The 15,297-nt window shown below is 68.6% G+C and carries 13 protein-coding genes; 7 read left to right on the forward strand and 6 right to left on the reverse strand.

Annotation, left to right across the window (positions count from 1 at the left end; genetic code table 11):
- Positions 1–15: 15 nt before the first annotated feature.
- Entirely contained in the window at positions 16–798 is a 783-nt protein-coding gene (locus NU688_RS33615; protein WP_257865315.1) for a helix-turn-helix transcriptional regulator, read from the reverse strand.
- Between the two features lie 81 nt (positions 799–879).
- Here NU688_RS33615 and NU688_RS33620 point away from each other — a divergent pair, with 81 nt between their 5' ends.
- The 3 genes from NU688_RS33620 to NU688_RS33630 are packed head-to-tail and all read left to right on the forward strand — an operon-like array spanning position 880 to position 3,854.
- Complete coding sequence (locus NU688_RS33620) at positions 880–2,646, forward strand: FAD-dependent monooxygenase (RefSeq protein ID WP_257865316.1); 1,767 nt, start codon at positions 880–882, stop codon at positions 2,644–2,646.
- Positions 2,643–2,858, forward strand: coding sequence for a hypothetical protein (locus NU688_RS33625; RefSeq protein WP_257865317.1), 216 nt, complete (start codon positions 2,643–2,645; stop codon positions 2,856–2,858). Before NU688_RS33620 ends, NU688_RS33625 begins: the two co-directional genes overlap by 4 nt.
- Positions 2,859–2,879: 21 nt before the next feature.
- Positions 2,880–3,854 carry a tripartite tricarboxylate transporter substrate binding protein gene (locus NU688_RS33630; RefSeq protein WP_257865318.1) on the forward strand — a complete coding sequence of 325 codons (975 nt, stop codon included), beginning with the start codon at positions 2,880–2,882 and terminating at the stop codon, positions 3,852–3,854.
- A gap of 138 nt (positions 3,855–3,992) precedes the next feature.
- Here the strand turns inward: NU688_RS33630 and NU688_RS33635 are convergent, their stop codons facing one another.
- From NU688_RS33635 to NU688_RS33645, 3 genes are read right to left on the reverse strand one after another with little or no spacing between them, the layout of a single operon-like run.
- Positions 3,993–5,198, reverse strand: a complete 1,206-nt coding sequence (locus tag NU688_RS33635) for a toxin-antitoxin system YwqK family antitoxin (RefSeq protein WP_257865320.1) — start codon at positions 5,196–5,198, stop codon at positions 3,993–3,995.
- An 8-nt stretch (positions 5,199–5,206) separates the two neighbouring features.
- Positions 5,207–5,812 (reverse strand): MarC family protein, encoded by a 606-nt coding sequence (locus NU688_RS33640; protein WP_257865321.1) that lies wholly within the window; start codon positions 5,810–5,812, stop codon positions 5,207–5,209.
- Positions 5,813–5,819: 7 nt separating this feature from the next.
- A complete protein-coding gene (locus NU688_RS33645; RefSeq protein WP_257865322.1) occupies positions 5,820–6,233 on the reverse strand; it encodes a VOC family protein in 414 nt (137 codons plus the stop codon).
- Positions 6,234–6,345: 112 nt separating this feature from the next.
- On the opposite strand from NU688_RS33645, the gene NU688_RS33650 reads away from it, so the two are divergent.
- From NU688_RS33650 to NU688_RS33665, 4 genes are all read left to right on the forward strand, one after another.
- Positions 6,346–7,530, forward strand: coding sequence for a TraB/GumN family protein (locus tag NU688_RS33650; protein WP_257865323.1), 1,185 nt, complete (start codon positions 6,346–6,348; stop codon positions 7,528–7,530).
- A gap of 11 nt (positions 7,531–7,541) precedes the next feature.
- The gene (locus tag NU688_RS33655) at positions 7,542–7,922 is read left to right on the forward strand and encodes a DUF2946 family protein (protein WP_257865324.1); all 381 of its coding nucleotides are present in this window, start codon (positions 7,542–7,544) and stop codon (positions 7,920–7,922) included.
- Between the two features lie 115 nt (positions 7,923–8,037).
- On the forward strand, positions 8,038–10,326 hold the full coding sequence (locus NU688_RS33660) for a TonB-dependent receptor (protein ID WP_257865325.1): 2,289 nt from the start codon (positions 8,038–8,040) through the stop codon (positions 10,324–10,326).
- 31 nt (positions 10,327–10,357) lie between these two features.
- Entirely contained in the window at positions 10,358–11,257 is a 900-nt protein-coding gene (locus NU688_RS33665; protein WP_257865326.1) for a copper chaperone PCu(A)C, read from the forward strand.
- A 6-nt stretch (positions 11,258–11,263) separates the two neighbouring features.
- Here the strand turns inward: NU688_RS33665 and NU688_RS33670 are convergent, their stop codons facing one another.
- Both NU688_RS33670 and NU688_RS33675 read right to left on the reverse strand, forming a co-directional pair.
- Positions 11,264–13,048, reverse strand: coding sequence for a phospholipase D family protein (locus NU688_RS33670; RefSeq protein WP_257865327.1), 1,785 nt, complete (start codon positions 13,046–13,048; stop codon positions 11,264–11,266).
- A 103-nt stretch (positions 13,049–13,151) separates the two neighbouring features.
- Positions 13,152–15,047, reverse strand: coding sequence for an ATP-binding cassette domain-containing protein (locus NU688_RS33675; protein ID WP_257865328.1), 1,896 nt, complete (start codon positions 15,045–15,047; stop codon positions 13,152–13,154).
- Positions 15,048–15,297: the final 250 nt, after the last annotated feature.

The raw sequence follows: 15,297 nt of genomic DNA on the forward strand, positions 1-15,297 counted from the left end.
CAGAGAGAGCGCGCGCTACGCGTCTGCCGCGGCGCGCAGCAGCAGTTCCTTCTGCGAACGAATGCCCAGCCGCCGGAAGGCCCGGTACTGGTGCGTGCGCACGGTGGTCAGCTCGACGCCGATCTCGCGCGCCGCTTCCTTCGCGGTCTTGCCCGCCATCAAGTGGCCGATGACTTCGCGCTCGCGCAGGCTCAGCGTCAGCAACCGCGAGGCGAGGGCAGGCACCACAGACTCCCGCACCGCCATCGCGCTGCGGCCGTGCGCCGCGGTGGCGTCGGCCAGCAGCGTCGCATGTGCCTCGATCCGCGCGAAGTCGCCGGCATCGAACTCCGGCTGCGCGAGGCTGCGGTAGAAGCTCACCGCCACGCGCTGGCCGGTCGGCAGCAGCAACAGCACCGAGGCGCGCTCGCGGATGCCGACGTCGCCATAGCAGGCGGCGCGATAGGCCGGGTCGGCCACCTCTTCGGCGCGCTGGTGGCCCAGCCAGAGCTGCGCGCGCTGGGGCAGCTTGCGGGCCGCGAGCCAGGCCATGTTGGGGTCGAGCAGGTCGAAGCGTTGTTCCACATAGCGCTCGGTGGTGCGCTCGGCCGTGCTGCCGTAGCTGCTGGCGGCCGATACCGCCTCGATGCGCCCCGTGCTGCTCACCGCGAACACGGTGCAGAAGGTCACCGGCATCACGCGCTGCATTGCCTTGAGATAGCTCGTGGCCAGGTGCGGCGTGCCCACGCCGGAGAGCACGTCGCCGACGACGGCCGCGGCCAGTGCCGCGTCGGTGGGGTGGATGCGCCAGCGTCTCATGCGTTCGGGTGAATCGAGGGTAAGTACTTCATACGAAGTTATGACATTGGCGGCCGTCGTGCATCGGGACAATCCCGTTGCATGACGAACCCCACCGTTGTTGTCGCCGCCGATGCCGCGAGCGGCCCCGTGCCGCCGACCCTGAGCGCGACTGAACTGCCGCCGTCGGTTGGCGCCTTCCACTACACCCGCTACAAGGTCTGGACGCCGCCGCTGGAGGCCGACGGCATCGAACCCGGCCGCCACCCGGTCGTGATCGCGGGCGGCGGGCCGGTCGGCATGGCGCTCGCGCTGGGCCTAGCGAACCACGGCGTGCGCTGCGTGATCCTCGAAGCCGACGACACCGTGTGCGTCGGCAGCCGCGCGGCCTGCATCTCGCGGCGCAGCCTGGAGATCATGGAACGGCTCGGTGTGCGCCACGCCTTCATGACCAAGGGCCTGCCCTGGACCGGCGGGCGCAGCTACTACAAGACGGCCGAGGTGTTCCGCTTCGAGATGCCGCACGACGCGCAGCAAAAACTGCCGCCGATGATCAACCTGGAGCAGTACTACGCCGAGCACTACCTGCTCGAAGAAATCTTCCGCCGCAACGAGGCGACGCCGGGGCTCATCGACATCCGCTGGGGCACGGAGCTCACGGGGCTCGCGCAGGACGACGATGACGGCGTGACGCTCGACGTACGCAACGCCGACGGCAGCTACCGCCTGCAGGGCCAATGGCTCGCTGCCTGCGACGGCGGCCAGAGCTTCGTGCGCAAGGCGCTCGGCCTCTCGCTCGAGGGCACGGGCTACGAAGGCCGCTACGTGATCATCGACATCGAGTTGCACAGCGACCACCCGACCGAGCGCCGCGCGTGGTTCGACCCGCCGTGGAACCCCGGCTCGACCGTGCTGATGCACCGCCAGCCCGACGACATCTGGCGCATCGATTACCAACTGCGCGCGGGCCAGAGCACCGAAGAGGCGCTGCAGCCCGCGGCCGTGGCCGAGTTCGTGCAGCGCCATCTCGATGCGATCGGCGAAGGGCATCTGCCGTGGAAGACGGTGTGGACGTCCGTGTACCGCGCCGGCGCGATGACGCTCGAGAGCTATCGCCATGGCCGCGTCGTGTTCGCGGGCAACGCGGCGCATGCGATGCCGATCTTCGGCGTGCGCGGGCTCAACTCGGGCTTCGACGATGCGGACAACCTCGCGTGGAAGCTGGCGCTGGTCGCGCGCGGCGCGTCGGATGCGGCGCTGCTGGACTCGTACTCGCAGGAGCGCATCGCGGCTTTCCACATCAATGCCGAGAACGCGATGCGCAGCACGGAGTTCATGTCGCCGCCGTCGCGCGGCTTCGACCTGCTGCGCGAAGCGGCGCTGTCGCTGTCGGAGGCGCACCGCGGCATCGCGCAACTGATCAATCCGCGGCAGACGCAGGCCGTGCGTTATGCGGCGTCGCCGTTGTCGAGCGAGGGCGATGCGCTGTCCGCAGGCCCGTTGCCGGGCGAGGTGATGCCGGAGCAGCAGCTCGAACACGGCCATCTCACCGACCTGATCGCGCCGGTCTTCACGCTGCTGGCGCTGCGGCCGAATGCCGATGCAGCGCAACTGCCCGAGGACGATGTGAAGCAGGCGAAGCAAGGCGCGTTGCCTTTTGCCATTCGCACCATCGCCGCGCCGGGCATCGACGGCGCAGACGCGCACGCGAGCCCCGCCGTCTTCGACGCCCTCGGCGCGCGCGACGGCGCCGTCTACCTGCTGCGCCCCGATGGCCACGTGGCCGCGCGCTGGCACGGCATGCCGCCCGGCGCACTGCAAGGCGCGCTCGCCTGCGCCGCCGTTTCACTGGAGCTTGTCGCCGCATGAGCCACACCGCATCCCTCCATCCCGACGCCCGCGACCGGCTCTACGCCGAGTGCGCGCGCGCCATCACCGAAGCGGGCGCCGAGCGCGAATCGCTGTTCCTCGCACGTCTGGCGCTGCTGCTGTTCGAGCAGGTCGGCGACGAGGCGCGCTGCCGTGCCGCGCTCGCCGATGCGCTGCGCGCGCTGCCCGTACCATCGCTTTCCGCAACCTAACTACAACCAGGAGACTGATCCATGGATCGCCGCACCCTTCTCGCCACGCTCGCATCCGGCGCCGCCGTGGCCGCCTCGCCTTTTGCCCATGCGCAGGAGTACCCCGCGCAACTCATCAAGTGGGTCGTGCCGTACCCGGCGGGCGGCGGCACCGACGTGATCGCGCGCGTGCTGGCCGAAGCCATGCGCCAGACGCTGGGCCAGCAGATCGTGGTGGACAACCGCCCCGGCGCCTCGACCAACATCGGCGCCGACATCGTCGCCAAGAGCAAGCCCGACGGCTACACGATCCTCTCGGCCGACAACGCCGTGCTGGCCTTCAACGAGCACCTGTTCAGCAAGCTGCCGTTCAACCCCGAGAAAGACTTCACCTACATCGGCGCCATCGGCAAGTTCCCGCTCGCGCTGGTGGTGCACCCGGACTTCCCGGCGAAGAACTTCAAGGAGTTCCTGGCCTACGTGAAGGCCAACCCCGGCAAGGTCAACTACGCCTCGCCCGGCAACGGCTCGCCGCACCACCTGGCAATGGAGATGTTCAAGGTGCGCACCGGCACCTTCATCACCCACATTCCGTACCGCGGCGCGGCGCCTGCGATGGCCGATGTGATGGGCGGGCAGGTGCCCTGCATGTTCCTGGACCTGGCCTCGGGCCTGCCGATCATGCAGAGCAACAAGGTGCGGGTGCTGGCCATCGGCTCGGGCGCGCGCAGCAAGCCGCTGCCCAACGTGCCGACGTTGGCCGAAGTGGGCGTGCCCAACACGGAGGTGTTCGCGTTCCAGGGCATCCTCGGCCCGGCGGGCCTGTCGCCCGCGGTGGTGAGCAAGCTCAACGGCGACCTCAACAAGGCCTTCAGCACGCCGGCCGTGCAGAAGCGCTTCGACGATTTCGGGATGGAAGCGATGCCGGGCACGCCAGCGCAGTTCGCGGCGCTGTCGCGTGCGGAGTCGAAGCGCTGGGGGCCGATCATCAAGCAGGCAGGCATCAAGCTGGACTGAGGCGGCAACGGCTCCTGGTTGGGTCCCCGATGGTTCGGGGAACACCACGGAACCGGCTTTGCCGGGCCGTTGGTGTTGCCCCCGGTAGGGGGTTGGAGAAGCGACACGAAGTGCGCGAAGCCTGGGGGCGAGCCTGCTTTATTGGGTGAAGGCCTTTCGCGAGCCGTCTTCGAAAACCTCGTCGTCGCGCTGCAAGTCGCCGTTCTCATCCCAGGCGCGCTCTCGCGTCACGCGGCCCTTGGGATCGAAGTGCGATTCGGCCAGCAGCGTGCCCTTTTCGCTGAAGCGCCGGTGCGTGCCGATGGGCACCTGGCGGTTGCGGCCTGGCGCGAGGTAGCGGCCCTGTGCGGCGCGCTGGCCGCTGTCGTAGAACTCGGTGACCTCGACCATGCGCGCCGTACCGGTGCCGCTGTACACGGCCTTGCTGCGCGGCTGGCCGTTCAGATAGAAGCTGTCGTCGCGCAGCGGCTCGCCCACGGGGGTCCAGCGCTGGTCGCGCACCACGGTTCCTTTTTCGGAGAACTCCTGCTCGCGCTGGCGGATGGCGGTGCGCTCGACCAGCAGCCACACGGTCTCGCGGCGCTTGACGCCTTCCGACGAAAAACTGCGCTCGATGCGCTGGTTGCCGGTGGTCTCGTCGAGCGTCGAGGGCTTGCCGTTGTCGTAGAACTCTTGGCTGCGCACGCGCTTGCCCGCAAGGTACGACACCCGCGAGCGCAGCGTGCCGCGCGCATCGAACAGGTCGACCTGCGATGCGCCGCCGCTCGTGAAGCCGCACAGCTTCGCGTCGTCAGCCACGGGTGTCAGCACCGGCGCCTCGCCGCAGCGCAGCATCGACATCTGGCCGCGCTCGGTGAATTCGACAACGGCGCGCTCGGGACCGGCGCCGGTATCGGGGTAGAAGGTGGCGCGCCGCAGCTGGCCGCCGGGGTAGAAGCTGCGCACCAGCCCGCGCTCCTGGCCGTCGTCGTAAACGGCCTCGCGCAGCACCTGGCCGGCGGGCGAGAACTCGCGAGCACGGCCCTGCATGTTGCCCTTGGCGTTGGTGGTGTGTTCGCGCGCGAGCTTGCCCTTTTCGTAGAAGCGCACCAGGCCCATAAAGACGCCGTTCTGCACCTGCTGCTCGCGCTGCAGTTCGCCGCTCGCGCCGTCCTTGCAGCGCATGAGGCCGGTCTTGCCGGCCGTGGTGCTGCCGTTGGAAGGGCTCACGCTCTGGCCGTTGAGTTCGCAGACCTGCGCTGCCTGGGCCGCGCTCGCGCCGAAGAAGAAGGGCAGCGGGATGAGGGTGGTCAGCGTGACCCGGAAGATCCGGGCGGCCAGGTGAGGCTCTGCGAAGAAAGGCATCTGGACGGCTACCTCCCCATTTCCGAAGCCAGCAGCTTGATGCCGCGGATCATCATCTCGACCGACACGGCCACCAGGATCAGGCCCATCAGCCGCTCGAAAGCGAGCACCAGGCGTTCGCCGACCAGCCGCTGGATGCGCTCGGCCAGCACCAGCACGATGGCGCACACGGCCATGGTGACGCTGAGCGCCGCCACCCATTCGAGGCGCCGCTCGGGCGCCTGCGACACCAGCAGCATCACCGTGGCCAGCGCCGAGGGGCCGGCCAGCGCGGGCACGGCGAGCGGCACGATCAGCGGTTCTTCGGTCGGCGTCGCGACGGGCGCCGCGCCATGCTCGGGTGGAAAGATCATGCGCAGCGCGATCAGGAACATCACCACCCCGCCCGCGATCTGCAGCGAGAGGCCCGACAGGCCCATCACCCGCAGGAACCCGTCGCCCACGAACATGAAGCCCAGCAGCAGCGCAAAGGCGATCAGCACCTCACGCACGATGACCCGGGTGCGCCGCTCGGGCGCCACGCCCTTGAGCGCATTGGCAAAGATCGGGATATTGCCCAGCGGATCGGTGATCAGCAGCAGCAACACGGTGGCCGATGCGAAGGTGTATCCCACTTGTTCTTTACTTGTCGTAGATCGTGTCGAGGGAACGGAAGCCCTTGACCTCGATCGGATTGCCGAAGGGGTCGCAGAAGAACATCGTCCATTGCTCGCCCGGCTGGCCCTCGAAGCGCACCTGGGGCTTCAGCACGAAATCGGTGTTCGCGGCTTCCAGCCGTTCGGCCAGTGCCTGCCAGTCGGGCAGGGCCAGCGCGAGGCCGAAGTGCGGCATTGGGACCATCACGTCGCCGACGCGGCCGGTGCGCGCGGTGGCGAAGGGCTCGCCCAGATGCAGCGAGATCTGGTGGCCGAAGAAATCGAAATCGACCCAGGTGTCGGTGCTGCGGCCCTCGGCGCAACCGAGGACGTCGCCGTAGAAGCGGCGCGCACCGTCAAGGTCACGCACGTGAAAGGCAAGGTGGAAGATGCTCTGCATGGTTTCGGATTATGGGCAGCGGTGCTGTGAGAATGCCGGACTTTCTTTCATCATGGAGCAGGCCTTGCGGATACGCCGGATCCTCTCTGCGCTCAGGCGCACCACTGATTTATTGGCACCTGCGCGCCTTGCGCGCCAGGTCCTCGCGGGCGCCCTCTGCGTGTTCGCGGTCGCGGCGCAGGCGGCCGACTGCCCACCCTCGGCCATCGCCAGCCTCGCCAAGCTCGGGCCGGGCGTGCGCAACGGCGTCGACCGGGGCCTCCTCTGGCGCATCGAGCGCGACGGGCGCACCTCCTGGCTCTACGGCACCATCCACATCGGCCGCGCCGAATGGGTCCGGCCCGGCCCCACCGTGCAGAAGGCGCTGGCGCAGAGCGACACGCTCGCGCTGGAGATCGATTCGCGCGACGAAGCCACCGCCCGTGTGATGGGCCGGCCGGCCGATCCGGCCCTGCTCGCGCGCATGCTCAGCGGCGAGCGCGCACGGCGCCTGGACCGCCAGAACACCGAGGCCTGCGTGCCGCCGGGCGCCACGGCGAAACTGCAGCCCATCCTGCAGGTGTCGACGCTGGCCGGCCTGGTGGCGCGCGCCGACGGGCTGTACCCGGAATTCGGCGTCGACGAGACCATGGCGGTGTCTGCCCGCAACGCCAGCAAGCCGATCGTCGCGCTCGAGAACGCGGCCGACCAGGTGAAGGCGCTGACCGGAGATTCCGAAGCGGAGGAAGCCGAGCAGGTCGATGCGGCGCTCGACGAGCTGGAGTCGGGCAAGCTGCGCGGGCAGATGAAGGAGATGGCCGATGTCTGGGCGCGCAGCGACGCCGACAAGCTGGCCCGCTATGCCGACTGGTGCGACTGCCTTCGTACCCCCGCCGAGCAACGGCTGATGAAGCGCCTGCTCGACGACCGCAACCCGGGCCTGGCCGACGGCATCGAGCGCATGCATGCGGGCGGCAAGGGCGTGTTCGCCGCGGTCGGCGCGCTGCACATGATCGGCCCGCAGGGGCTGCCGGCGCTGATGGCGACGCGCGGCTTCACCGTGACGCCGGTGCTCACCAGCGCGCAGGCGCAGACGGCGGTGCCGATGCCGGCGCTCTCGGCGCCCGAGCCGGCGCCCCGGGCCGTGCGCGGCGGCAAGGCCGTCAAGGGACAGAAGGGGCAGAAAGTCCAGAAGGGCGCGCCGGCCGCCAAGGGGGCACAGGGCGCAAAGGGGGCGAAATCCTCGAAGGCCGCACCGGCGACCAAGGGCGCCAAGGCCCCGGCCAAGGCGGCGCCCAAGGGCAAAGTGCGCAGATAATCGCGACCGCCATGCACCTGCAGCGCCTCCACCCCCGCTTCCTCGGCCAGATCGGCCAGGTCGGCCGTTGGGTGCTGCTGTGGTTCATGCTGTCGCTGGGCGTGGCGGTGGCATCGCCCATCGTGCATCCGCAGGCCATGGAGCTGGTGTGTTCCACCGCCGGCTCCATCAAGGTGGTGGTGCACACCGAGGACGGCGCGCAGGAAATGGGCGTCTCGCACATGAACTGCCCGCTGTGCGTGCTGACCGGCGCACCGCCACCGGCCCTGGCCCCGATCTCCTTCGATATTCCCCTGCCGCTGGGCCGCGTGGTCCAGCCAATTCCCGCCGCGCGCCTTGCCGCGGCCACCGCGGCGCCGCTCCCGGCGCGCGGGCCCCCGAACCTCTCCTGAAGCTTTCCAAACCATAGCCGCATGCGCCCGATCGATGGCGCCCGCGGCCTGTCCGGCTTGAAGTTCGTGGAGCAGGTTCCCAGTGAAAAAGCATTCCCGCGCCCTGGCGATCGTCATGGCATTTCCCCTCAGCGCGCCCGTGTGGGCGCAACAGCAGCCCACCACCGATGCGCCTGAAGGCGGCACCGGCCGCGCGCTGAGCGCCGTCAACGTGACCGGCGGCCGGCCGACCTCGCTGCCGGCGCAGATCCCCACCACCATCGAGGGCGTGACGCGCGAGCAGATCGCCGAGACGGTCAACGCGACCGATGCCGAGGACGCCCTCAAGTACCTGCCGAGCCTAGTCGTGCGCAAGCGCTACATCGGCGATTTCAACCACGCGGTGCTCGCCACGCGCGCCTCGGGCACGGGCAACAGCGCGCGCTCGATGGTCTATGCGGACGGCATCATGCTGTCGAACCCGCTGGGCAACGGCGCCACCTATGCGCCGCGCTGGGGCATGGTGTCGCCGGAAGAAATCGAGCGGGTCGACGTGCTCTACGGGCCGTTCTCGGCCGTGTACCCGGGCAACTCGGTGGGCGCGGTGGTCGACTACGTGACGCGCATGCCCACGCAGCTGGAGGCGCACATCAAGCTCAGCGGCTTCGCCTCGAACTTCGACCTGTACAACAGCCATTCGTCGCCCGCCGGCAACCAGCTGGACCTGTCGCTCGGCAGCCGCAGCGGCGACTGGTCATGGTGGCTGAGCGCCTCGCGCACCCACAGCAAGGGGCAGGCGCTGGTGTTCGGCAACCGGCTCGTGAGCAACGGCGCGGTCGGCAATGCGGGCACGCCGGTCACCGGCGCGGTGCTGGGGCTGAACCCGTCGAACCAGCCATGGTGGCTGGTGGGCGGCTCCACCATCTACGACACCACGCAGGAGCAAGCCAAGCTCAAGGTGGCCTACGACTTCTCGCCCACCCTCCGCGCCACCTACACGCTGGGCGCCTGGAACAACACCACGCACGGCGGCGTCGACACTTATCTGCGCAATGCGTTCGGGCAGCCCGTGTATTCGGGGCGCGTGAACATCGGCGGGCGCACCTACAACCTCGATTCGCCCAGCGCCGCACTCGCGCCGACCGAGACCGCGCTCACCCACTACATGCATGGCCTCTCGGTGAAGAGCCATACCGGCGGCGTGTTCGACTGGGAGGTGGCGGCGAGCCTGTTCGACTATTCGAGCGACACCTCACGCACGCCGACAACCCCGTTGCCGGGCGCTTTCAACGGCGGCCCGGGGCGCACCACCGACATGGGCGGCTCCGGCTGGAACACCTTCAAGGCCGCCGGCACCTGGCGGCCCACCGGCTCGGCCGAAGGCGTGGGCGCGCACGTGGTCGACTTCGGCTTCCAGCAGGACACGGCGCGCCTTCGCACCAGCGCCGGCAACACGCTCGACTGGATCAACGGATCGCCCGTCACGCCGTTCTCGGCCTTCAACGGCAACACCCGGCTGCAGTCACTCTACGTGCAGGACACCTGGCGCTTCGCAAAGGACTGGAAGACCACGCTGGGCCTGCGCCACGAGCGCTGGGAAGCCTACGGCGGCCAGCTTGGCAACGCGACGCGGCTGCTCGATTTCGCGCCACGCAAGAACAGCTACGACTCGCCCAAGGCCGCCATCGCCTGGCAGGCCACACCCGACTGGCTCTTCAAGGCCTCGACCGGCCGCGCGGTGCGCATGCCCACGGTGAGCGAGCTCTACCAGGGCTCGATCGACGGCAACACCATCATCAACACCAATCCGAACCTGCGCCCCGAGCGCTCATGGACCACCGAGCTCACTGCCGAGCGCGACCTCAAGGGCTGGGGCCTGGACGGCATGCTGCGCACCACGCTGTTCTTCGAGAACACGAAGGACGCGCTCTACAGCCAGGCGCTCAGCAACAACGTGAACACGGTGCAGAACGTCGATGCGATCCGCACCCGCGGGCTCGAGGTGGCGCTGAACGCGGTCGACGTGGGCGTGAAAGGGTTCGACCTGAGCGGCAGCCTCACGCTGACGAATTCGAAGATCACCGCCAACAGCGGTTTCCCCGCGAGCGTCGGCCAGGAGCAGCCGCGCGTGCCCAAGGTGCGTGCCGCGCTGCTTGCGACTTACCGGCCCGATGCCAAATGGAGTTACACCGTCGGCATGCGCTACAGCGGCAAGCAGTACGGCTCGCTCGACAACAGCGACCCCAATGGTTTCGCGTACATGGGCTTTTCGAAATTCTTCGTGGTCGACGCGCGCATCCGCTACCGCATCGACCGCCAGTGGAGCGCGGCCGTCGGCATCGACAACCTGAACAACAACAAGTACTGGGCCTTCCACCCGTACCCGCAACGCACCTACGTGGCCGAACTCAAGTTCGACCTTTGACGTTTTCATTCATCTGCAAGGACACCACGACATGAACACCCCTCGCTTCAAGATCCAGAAGACCCTCGCCGCCTGCGCCCTGCTGGGTGGGGCGGCCGCCGCGCTGGCGCACGTCACCCTGCCGCCGGGCGGCGCCACCGTCGGCAGCGACTACAACGCCGCCTTCCGCGTCGGCCACGCCTGCGAAGGCGCCACGGCCACCACCGGCCTGGCAGTGCGCCTGCCCAAGGGCTTCGTGCTGACCGATGCCCAGGCGCGCAAGGGCTGGAAGCTCGATGTGCAGAAGAGCGGCGACGGCGAGGTGCGCTGGACCGCCGAGACCCCGCAGGACGCGCTGCCCGGCAAGGAGCGCAGCGAGTTCGTGCTGCGCGGCAAGGTGCCGGGCACGCCGGGCACGCTGTGGTTCAAGGTGCTGCAGACCTGCGATGTCGGCGTCGCCAATTGGGCCGAGGTGCCCGCCTCGGGCAATTCGACCGCGGGGCTCAAGGCGCCGGCGGCCAAGCTCAATGTGGTGGCACAGGGCGTGGCCACGGTCGACGTGCGTGACGGCTGGGTGCGCCAATCGGTGCCAGGCCAGAGCGGCACGGGCGCCTTCATGAAGCTCACCGCGCCCACGGGCACGAAGCTGGTCGGCATCTCGACGCCCGCGGCCGGCGTGGCCGAGGTGCACGAGATGAAGATGGAAGGCGACACCATGAAGATGCGCGAACTGGCCGGTGGTCTCGACCTGCCCGCAGGCCAGACCGTCGAGCTCAAGCCCGGCGGCTACCACGTGATGATGATGGACCTGAAGGGTGCGCTGACCAAGGGCGCGACCGTGCCGTTCACCCTGAAGTTCGAAGACGCCAAGGGCGTGAAGACCGCGCTGGACCTGACGCTGCCCGTGGGCGCGCCCGAAGGCGCCGATGCCGGCGGAGCCCACCAGCACTGACAGGCCCTAGAGCAACTGGTCGGGCGCCAGCGGGCCGAAGAGCCTGAGCATCAGGCGCAGCGTGGCGCTGGCGTCGGGCTCGGTGGTCGTGTCCGCGAGGCCGCTGCCTTCGGGCGCGTGCCACACCAGCGCGCCGTCGACCAGCTCGACGTGCCAGGAGCGCTCGCGCATGCCGCGCTCGATCTGCTCGCCGGCCACGCGCGAGAGTTCGTCGCTGCGGATCAGCAGGGCGATCTCGGTGTTCTGCAGTTGGGAGCGCAGGTCCAGGTTCATCGAGCCGACGACCAGCAGCCGCCCGTCCATCACCAGCACCTTGGAGTGCAGCATCGCGCGCGATTCGCCGGTGGCACTGCTGCCGCCGCCCGAGGAGCCGGAGCCGAAGACCGTGCCGAAGGTGGTCTGCTCGCTGCGCAGCTCGTAGAGCTCGACGCCCATCCTGAGCAGTTCTTCCCGGTGCCGCGCGTAGCCGACGTGGGCCACCGGCGCGTCGTTCGACGCCAGTGAATTGGTCAGCACGCGGATCTTCACGCCGCGGGCGCGCGCCGCGGCAAAAGCCTGCTTCATGTCCTGGCCAGGCACGAAGTAGGGCGAGATGATGAGGAGCTCGGAGCGCGCCTGGCCGATCAGTTGCAGCAGGCCCTCGACCACGGTGTCGCCGCTGGCGGCAACGTCCGACGCGGCTTCGAGCGATGCGGCGCGGCGCGAGGTCGGGGAGGGCGGCGGCGCGTTCGAGGCGCGAGGGGCGCGCGCCGCGTCGGCGGACTGGCTCACCACGAGGCCCGGGTCGCGCGTTGCACCGGGGCCGGTGTCGGCCGGGATCTTGCCGGGCTGGTCGGCCAGCATCACGGCCGGCGCCCAGACGAAGGTGGCGGTGCGCAGGTCCAGCGGTTTCTCGTCCCAGGCGCGGGCGGTCTGGGCGGCGGTGGGGGGCGCGTCGGGACGGGGCTTGGTCTCGGCGGCGGGCGCCGTGGGATCGTTCGCCGCCCGGGCGGCTTCGTCGGTCAGTTCCTTGTCGGCCTTGCGCGCGCGTTCGCGGATCTCCTGGAACTCCTCGCGCGAGACCAGCGACTGCACGGGATAGGCGCGTTCGTTGTTCCAGTAGCTGTCGAAGCTGCGCGAGAGGTCCTGCACGATCGGGCCGGCCGCGAGCACGTCGACGTCGACGAAGTTGCCATTGGTCGCATTGCCGAAATAGGCGTCGCCGAGGTTGCGCCCGCCGGTGACGCCGAGCACGTTGTCGGCCAGGAACAGCTTGTTGTGCATCCGCTGCTGGATGCGCGAGGCGTCGCCGATCGAATTGAGGAGCCGGCTGAAGGTGGAATCGCGCGAACCCGCGAGCGGATTGAACAGGCGCATCTCGATGTTGGGCACGAAAGCCAGGCCCAGCACCAGCGCATCGCGGCCGGTGCTGTGGAAGTCGTCGAGCAGGATGCGCACGCGCACGCCGCGCTCGGCCGCCGTCCGGAGGCCCCGCACGAGGCGGCCCGTGCTCGCATCGGCGTGGATGGCGTAGTACTGCAGGTCCAGCGTCTTCTGCGCGCCTTCGATCAGCGCGAGCCGGCTGCCGTACGCGGCGGGCGGGCCGCCCAGCAGCAGGAAGCCCGACTCGAAACGGGCCTTGTCGGCCTGACGGCGCTGGCGGACCAGCGCGCCGAGCGCGGTGTCGTTCGGTGATGCGAGCGCGGTCGAGACGGGGCGGTCGACGTCTTTCGGCAGTTGGGCGCAGGCGCCCAGCAGCAATGCCGCGATGAGCACGGCATATCGGCCGAAGAGCGTGAGGGGTGAAGGCATGCGGCGATTCCCGGGGAATGGGGTAGCCGCATATATAGCCTAGTCGGCGCCCGCCCCGCGTCGGACGGGCGGACGCGATCCGGGCGGGCTTTGACGTTTCCGATTAACGCGCGACGCCCAGTTCTTCCTGGCGTTCGAGGGCGGCGAGCAGTTCGTCGTCGATTCGGGCGTGGCGTTCGCTCAGTTCGACAGCGCGCGAGGCGTCGGAGGCGTAGATGGCGCCGCCGTCGAGTTCGAGCATCTCGGTGATGCGCTTCTGCTCGGCTTCGAGGGCTTCGATCTGGGCGGGCAGGGCTTCGAGTTCGCGCTGCTCTTTATATGAGAGCTTCTTGCGGGGCGCTGCTGCTGCCTTGGGGGCTGCCTCGGCCGCCGGGGCGGGCGCAGCGGGTGGTGGCGGTGCCGCGGCGAGGCGCTGCTCGGCAATTTCGCGCGCGCGCTTCGACTGGATCAGCCAATCCTGCACGCTGCCTTCGTACTCGCGCCAGCGGCCGTCGCCCTCGAAGGCGATGGTGCTGGTGACCACGTTGTCGAGGAAGGTGCGGTCATGGCTCACGAGGAAGACGGTGCCGTCGTAGTCCTGCAGCAGGTTCTCGAGCAGTTCCAGGGTGTCGATGTCCAGGTCGTTGGTCGGCTCGTCGAGCACCAGCACGTTGGCGGGGCGGGCGAACAGGCGGGCCAGCAGCAGGCGGTTGCGCTCGCCACCGCTGAGCGATCGCACGGGGGAGTTGGCGCGGGCGGGGGAGAAGAGGAAGTCGGAGAGATAGCTCTTGACGTGCTTCTTCTGCGAACCGATCTCGATCCATTCGCTGCCGGGGCTGATGAAGTCTTCCAGCGTGGCGTCGAGGTCGAGCTTGTCGCGCATCTGGTCGAAGTACGCCACCTGCAGGTTGGTGCCGCGGCGGATCTTGCCGCTGTCGGGTTCGAGCTCGCCGAGGATGAGCTTGAGCAGCGTGGTCTTGCCCGCGCCGTTCGGGCCGAGCAGGCCGACCTTGTCGCCGCGCAGGATGGTGCCGCTGAAGTTGCGGATGACGGTCTTCTCGCCGAAGGACTTGGTGGCTTCTGTGAGCTCGGCCACGATCTTGCCGCTCGACTGGCCCGAGGCGACGTCCATGTTGACGCTGCCTTGCACGTCGCGGCGGGAGACGCGGCTGGCGCGCAGTTCCTGCAGGCGGGTGATGCGGCTCTGGCTGCGGGTGCGGCGGGCTTCGACGCCCTTGCGGATCCAGATCTCTTCCTGGGCGAGGAGCTTGTCGGCCTTGGCGCTGATGACGGCTTCCTGGGCGAGCTGTTCTTCTTTCTGTAGAAGGTACTGCTCGAAGTTGCCGGGGTAGGAGCCCAGCTTGCCCCGGTCGAGCTCGATGATGCGGGTGGCGACGCGATTCAGGAAGCTGCGGTCATGGGTGACGGTGACGACGCTGCCCTTGAAGTCGATCAGCAACTGTTCGAGCCATTCGATGGAATCGAGGTCCAGGTGGTTGGTGGGCTCATCCAATAGAAGGACATCGGGCGCGGCCACCAGGGCTTGGGCAAGGGCGACGCGCTTGCGAGTGCCGCCGGAGAGGGAGCCGACGCGGGCGTTGCGGTCGAGGTGGAGGCGGTGCAGCGTCTCTTCGACGCGCTGTTCCCAGTTCCAGGCGTCGTAGGCTTCGATCTGGGACTGAAGGGCGTCGAGGTCGAGGCCTTCGGCGCCTGACAGATAGAGGTCCCGCACGGCGATCACGCTTCCCAGGCCCTGGCTGGCTGCGGTGAATACATCCGCATCCATATCGAGCACGGGCTCCTGGGCGACGTAGGCGACGCGCAGGTTCTGCTGCAGTTGCAGGGTGCCGTCGTCGGTCTTCTCCAGGCCGCCCAGTATCTTGAGCAGCGAGGACTTGCCTGCGCCATTGCGGCCGATCAGGCCGATGCGTTCCGATTCAAGAAGAGAGAAGTCCGCATGATCGAGCAGCGGGACGTGACCGAACGCGAGTTGGGCGTCGAGGAGTGTGATGAGTGCCATGTGGCACGGATTATCGGAGGAGCCTCCTCTTCGTCTTGGGGCGGCGCGAAGCGCTGCTCCAAGACGAAGAGGCTCCGATGCCGATTTTGTTCAGCGAAGTCTTGCGAGGCCAAGGATTTGGCATATACTCGTGGGCTCGGCTGACAACGCAGTGATGTGTTGTTCGGTGGTTGCCCTGGAAGGGGTGGTTGCTGATGAGTTGGCTGAAAAAAGCTTCTTCGAAGTTGACTGGATTGCAAAAAACAGTGCA

The sequence above is a fragment of the Variovorax sp. ZS18.2.2 genome, from assembly GCF_024701975.1.
In the GTDB taxonomy this organism is placed as follows: domain Bacteria; phylum Pseudomonadota; class Gammaproteobacteria; order Burkholderiales; family Burkholderiaceae_C; genus Variovorax.

Bases quoted from the DNA above. Each gene is read 5' to 3' on its own strand.
- NU688_RS33615 (WP_257865315.1), bottom strand. From the start codon at position 798: ATGAGACGCTGGCGCATCCACCCCACCGACGCGGCACTGGCCGCGGCC.
- NU688_RS33620 (WP_257865316.1), top strand. From the start codon at position 880: ATGACGAACCCCACCGTTGTTGTCGCCGCCGATGCCGCGAGCGGCCCC.
- NU688_RS33625 (WP_257865317.1), top strand. From the start codon at position 2,643: ATGAGCCACACCGCATCCCTCCATCCCGACGCCCGCGACCGGCTCTAC.
- NU688_RS33630 (WP_257865318.1), top strand. From the start codon at position 2,880: ATGGATCGCCGCACCCTTCTCGCCACGCTCGCATCCGGCGCCGCCGTG.
- NU688_RS33635 (WP_257865320.1), bottom strand. From the start codon at position 5,198: ATGCCTTTCTTCGCAGAGCCTCACCTGGCCGCCCGGATCTTCCGGGTC.
- NU688_RS33645 (WP_257865322.1), bottom strand. From the start codon at position 6,233: ATGCAGAGCATCTTCCACCTTGCCTTTCACGTGCGTGACCTTGACGGT.
- NU688_RS33655 (WP_257865324.1), top strand. From the start codon at position 7,542: ATGCACCTGCAGCGCCTCCACCCCCGCTTCCTCGGCCAGATCGGCCAG.
- NU688_RS33660 (WP_257865325.1), top strand. From the start codon at position 8,038: ATGGCATTTCCCCTCAGCGCGCCCGTGTGGGCGCAACAGCAGCCCACC.
- NU688_RS33665 (WP_257865326.1), top strand. From the start codon at position 10,358: ATGAACACCCCTCGCTTCAAGATCCAGAAGACCCTCGCCGCCTGCGCC.
- NU688_RS33670 (WP_257865327.1), bottom strand. From the start codon at position 13,048: ATGCCTTCACCCCTCACGCTCTTCGGCCGATATGCCGTGCTCATCGCG.
- NU688_RS33675 (WP_257865328.1), bottom strand. From the start codon at position 15,047: ATGGCACTCATCACACTCCTCGACGCCCAACTCGCGTTCGGTCACGTC.